This is a genomic window from Methylobacterium sp. WL116 (assembly GCF_008039455.1).
GTDB lineage: Bacteria > Pseudomonadota > Alphaproteobacteria > Rhizobiales > Beijerinckiaceae > Methylobacterium.
The window spans coordinates 1-4567 of the sequence record NZ_VRUV01000373.1 but is presented as its reverse complement, the minus strand read 5'-3'; the positions used below and the strand labels follow the sequence as shown (position 1 = coordinate 4567).

Genomic DNA, 4567 nt, shown 5'->3' with positions numbered 1-4567 from the left:
GCCCCTACGGCACCGGCTTCCTGCGCGGGCTCGGACGCAGGCTCGGCGGCCTGCTCGGCAGCGAGCGCGAGCCCGGCCCGGTCAACCACGTCTCCCTGGGCGCCCATTGCCAGATGGCGCACGTGCTGAAGACGCTCGGGTTGCGTACCTGGTCGGGGCCGTTCGACTGGATCTTCACCATGCCGGGGATGGTTCGCGACTGCCTCGCCGACGACTTCGCCGCGCTCCTGGATCGATCGCAGCTCGAGACCATCCCCCTGGACGAGCGGCAGGGCGAGGGCATCTGGCGCGGGCGCCACCGGCTGTATCGCGAGCGCTACGGGCTCGCATGCGTCTTCAACCACCACGACCCGGCCTCGGACGAGGCCGACTACCGCTTCCTCGCCGAAGGGGTCCGCCGCCTGCGGATCGCGCTGTCGAACCCCGTCGCCGAGAACCAATTCTGGCTGTTGACCCACCTCCACACGCCGCCCGAGGTCGCCTACGGCATTTGTGACATTTTGGCACAGCGAGGATCGGGGAACCATTTAACCTTTTTGCAGCACGTGCCGGGAAGCCCCGCGAGGCGCGTCGTGGCGGCCGAGCCGACGCGCCCCGACCTGCGCTGGCTGACGGTGGAAACCCCTTCCGCATCAGTCGGTTTGCGCCTGGCCGATCCGGTCGACGACGCGTTCCTCGTCGACCTGATCGCGGCGGAGTCGCGGCGCACCCTTCGCCCGTCCCCGTGATCCACATCGGGGCCGGTGGCGCCGAGTGGGGCGGGGGGCGGATCCTTGCGGTAACGGAGGCGTAAGCTTACCAAAGCTAGAGAGTGGGGGAGTGACGCACGACGGCTGCCGACAAGGCCCGCGCGCGGTGTGTTCGAGGACGAGGTTCCCCCATGGCTGTGCGCCGGTTCGCCGTTGCAAGTCTCCACAGAGCGTCCCGCCTGATCGCGCCCGTGGCCGTCGCGGCCGCCCTGTCCCTCGGCGGCTGCCAGGACGGGATGATCAACGGCGCCTCGACGCGCTCGCTCACGCCGATCCCGCCCCAGACCCTGTCCCTGATGCAGACCAAGGGGATGCAGCAGAGCGACCCGATCCTGATCCGCGCCTACAAGAAGGAAGCGGAGATGGAGGTGTGGAAGCGCGGGACCGACGGTCGCTACGGGCTCCTGAAGATCTATCCGATCTGCCGTTGGTCGGGCCAGCTCGGGCCCAAGCGCAAGCAGGGCGATCGCCAGGCGCCGGAGGGATTCTACACGATCACCCCGGGCCAGATGAACCCGAACTCGTCCTACTACCTTTCCTTCGACACCGGTTTCCCGAACGCCTACGACCGGGCGAACGGCAGCACCGGCAACTACCTGATGGTCCACGGCACCTGCTCGTCGGCCGGGTGCTTCGCGATGACAGACGCATCGATGTCGGAGATCTACGCGGTCGCGCGCGAGGCCTTCGCCGGCGGCCAGCGCGCGTTCCAGTTCCAGTCGTATCCGTTCCGGATGACGGCACAAAACATGGCCAAGTACCGGAACGACCCGAACGCCCCGTTTTGGCGCAACCTCAAGGAAGGCGCCGACTATTTCGAAGCCCTGCGCGACGAGCCGAAGGTCGGGGTGTGCGGCACCAAGTACGTATTCGGCGGCGCGGATGCCGCCGCCGGCTCGTGCACGCCGAAGGTCGATCCGCTCGTCGCCGAGAAGCGCACCCACGACAACCAGGAGATCGCCGAGCTCGTCGCCAAGGGCACGCCGGCGACGCGGGTGGTCTACGACGACGGCGGCGGCAACCCGGTGTTCCGCGCCGAGCAGACCACCGCCTTCGCCAACCTCGGCGGCACCGAGACCGAGCTGCCCTACAGCGCCAAGGATTACGGCCGACACAACCTCGGCGACGTCAGCCGGCCGGAGAGCCTGGCTGCCGGCCCGCGCGAGATCGAGGTCGACGCCAAGGGCCGTCCGGTGATGCTCGCCGCCGCGCCCGAGGCGCCGATCCCGACCAAGGCCGCGGCGTCAGCCCTCGCCAAGGGCGGCAAGGCGGATGCGGGCAAGCCCGGCACGGCCAAGCCCGACGCGATGAAGCCCGGCACGCGGACGCTGATGGCCAAGCAGCCCGACCCCAGCGACGATGGGGTCAAGGAAGCCGCGAAGGCCAAGCCGGCGCGGATCACGGTCGCCGGCGCTGACGACGATCCGAGCACCTACCGGACGCTGCTCGGCAAGGTCTTCGACAAGGACGCGACGCCGACACCCGCGACGCCGACGGCGGACGCGGTCGTCGCCGAGCCGGTGAAGGTCGCCGCGCAGACCGTCAAGGTGGCTCACGCCGCGCCGCGCCCAGTGCGCAAGGTGACGACGACCGCGCTTCGGACGGACAAGCCCGAGAAGCCCTGACCGATCGCGACGCGCTCGGTCGAACGAAGACAGCCGCCGGTCGCGCGACCGGCGGCTGTCTTCGTTTCGGCGATGCCGCTCAGAGCAGAGGGCGGTCGCGGTTCATCAGCCAGAGCGCGTGGATCATGCCGGGCAGGCCGAACATCAGCGTTAGGACGATATTGAGGAGGAACTGCAGGCCGATGCCGTTGGTCACGAGCACGGCGATCGGCGGCAGGAAGATCGCGAGAAGGATGCGGACGAGCGTCGACACGGGAACTCCGGGTATGCAGCGAGTGTTGGCGATGCAACGAAGCTAGGCCGTTTCCGTTCCAGCAGCCGGCGGGGGATCTCCTCGGCGTCCCGTGCATGCGCCGGCCACATCCCCGCCGCGAACCGCCCCGATGAGGCGGCCCGTGCGGCCCTTCCCGTCGGAGGTGTTCCCGCGCCGCCAAGGGCGTTCCCGTGACAGCACCGATCCGGCCCCATCCGCCCGAAGGCCAGGCGATCCCGCGCGCGCGTCCCTGGACCGGGCCGGGCTTCGTCGAGTTCGTGGCGATCGTCGCGCTGATGATGGCGGTCACCGCGATCTCGATCGACAACCTGCTGCCGGCCTTCCCGGCGATCCAGGCCCGTTTCGGCGTCGTCGACCCGAACCACCTGCAGTGGCTGATCTACGTCTACATGATCGGCTTCGGCTCGGCCCAGATCGTCTACGGCCCGGTCTCCGACGCCCTCGGGCGACGTCCCGTGCTGATCGGCAGCCTGCTGGTCTACGTCACCGGAACCCTGCTCGCGATGGTCGCGCCGTCGTTCGGATGGCTGCTCGCCGCCCGCGTGATCCAGGGGCTCGGCGCGGCCGGCGGCCGGGTGCTCTCGACCACGATCGTGCGCGACCGCTTCGCCGGGCGCGAGATGGCGAGCGTGATGTCCTTCACCATGATGGTGTTCCTGATCGTGCCGATGATCGCGCCGGCGATCGGCGGGGCGATGCTCGCGCTCGGCTCTTGGACCTACGTCTTCGTCTCGATGCTCGCGCTCGCGGGGCTGCTCGCGCTCTGGTTCCTAGCGCGCATGCCCGAGACGCTGCATCCGGAATACCGCCGGCCGCTCTCCTTCGCCGCGACGGGGCAGGCCCTGCGGACCACGCTCGGCTGTCGCGTCGCGATCGGCTACGCCACCGCCCTCGGCCTGCTCACCGGCTGCATCATGGGCTATGTCGGCTCGGCCCAGCAGGTGTTCGACACCGGGCTCTACCACCTCGGCGCGCTGTTCCCCCTGGCCTTCGGGCTGGTCGCGGGCGCCATGGGCGCGGCGACCCTGGTCAACGCCCGGGTGGTGGGCCGCCTCGGGATGCGGGCGCTGTCGCATGCGGGGCTGACGGCCTTCGTCGCGGTGGCGCTCGGGCAGGTCGCGATCGGGCTCGCCTATGGCGGGCACCCGCCGCTGGCGCTGTTCCTCGCGGTGCTCGCCGGCAACCAGTTCCTGATCAGCTTCGCGATGCCGAACTTCAACGCGCTCGCCCTGCAGCCGCTCGGCGCGATCGCCGGCACGGCCTCCTCGTTCCTCGGGTTCTACACGACGATCCTCGGCGCGCTCTGCGGCTTCGCGATCGGCCAGTGCTTCGACGGCACGACCCTGCCGATCGCCTTCGGCTATGCCGGGCTCGGCGCGGCCGCGCTCCTCGTGGTGGCGTGGACCGAGCGCGGACGCCTGTTCCGCGGCGGCGTTTCCGGTTGAGCGCGGGGGCGACTTAACCCGGTCTTCAGCGGTGCGGACGACGATGCCGTCCTCGCCTCAGACCACCGGAGACCACGCGTGATCGCCCGAGCCCAGGACGGACTGCTTCTCGCCGCGCGCCTTCTGCTGGCGGCCGCGCTGCTGCCGACCGGCATCGCCCGCGCCCTCAACGTCTCCGGTTTCGCGCTGACGCTGGCCGGCGCCGGCGTGCCGGCCCCGAACGCGGTGGCGACGCTCGCCGTCGTCGTGCAGGTGTTCGGGCCGCTCGCGCTGATCGTCGGCGTGCTGCCGCGGATCACCGGCGTCGCGCTCGCCGGGTTCGCCGGCCTCACGGCGATGCTGCTCCACGCCTTCTGGCAGTTCTCCGGCCCGGCGGCCGCGGCCGAGCGCACGCTGCTGCTCGCCGACCTCGGGCTCGCTGGCGGCTTCCTGATCTACGCGCTCGCCGGACCCGGCGCCTGGAGCTGGCAGGGC

5 protein-coding genes are annotated in these 4567 nt (G+C 70.5%); 4 read left to right on the top strand and 1 reads right to left on the bottom strand.

Annotated features, from left to right (window positions below; all coding sequences use genetic code 11):
- Positions 1–20 precede the first annotated feature (20 nt).
- Positions 21–728 carry a DUF1796 family putative cysteine peptidase gene (locus tag FV223_RS20745; RefSeq protein WP_246689743.1) on the top strand — a complete coding sequence of 236 codons (708 nt, stop codon included), beginning with the start codon at positions 21–23 and terminating at the stop codon, positions 726–728.
- Positions 729–985: 257 nt separating this feature from the next.
- Complete coding sequence (locus FV223_RS20740; RefSeq protein WP_246686597.1) at positions 986–2374, top strand: murein L,D-transpeptidase family protein; 1389 nt, start codon at positions 986–988, stop codon at positions 2372–2374.
- 79 nt (positions 2375–2453) lie between these two features.
- Here the strand turns inward: FV223_RS20740 and FV223_RS20735 are convergent, their stop codons facing one another.
- The gene (locus FV223_RS20735; RefSeq protein ID WP_147728777.1) at positions 2454–2627 is read right to left on the bottom strand and encodes a YqaE/Pmp3 family membrane protein; all 174 of its coding nucleotides are present in this window, start codon (positions 2625–2627) and stop codon (positions 2454–2456) included.
- Between the two features lie 191 nt (positions 2628–2818).
- Between FV223_RS20735 and FV223_RS20730 the strand changes: the two genes are divergently transcribed.
- Complete coding sequence (locus tag FV223_RS20730) at positions 2819–4093, top strand: multidrug effflux MFS transporter (protein WP_246686596.1); 1275 nt, start codon at positions 2819–2821, stop codon at positions 4091–4093.
- 78 nt (positions 4094–4171) lie between these two features.
- A partial coding sequence (locus FV223_RS20725) for a DoxX family protein (protein ID WP_147728776.1) occupies positions 4172–4567 on the top strand: 396 nt, incomplete at its 3' end.

Bases quoted from the DNA above. Each gene is read 5' to 3' on its own strand.
- FV223_RS20740 (WP_246686597.1), top strand. From the start codon at position 986: ATGATCAACGGCGCCTCGACGCGCTCGCTCACGCCGATCCCGCCCCAG.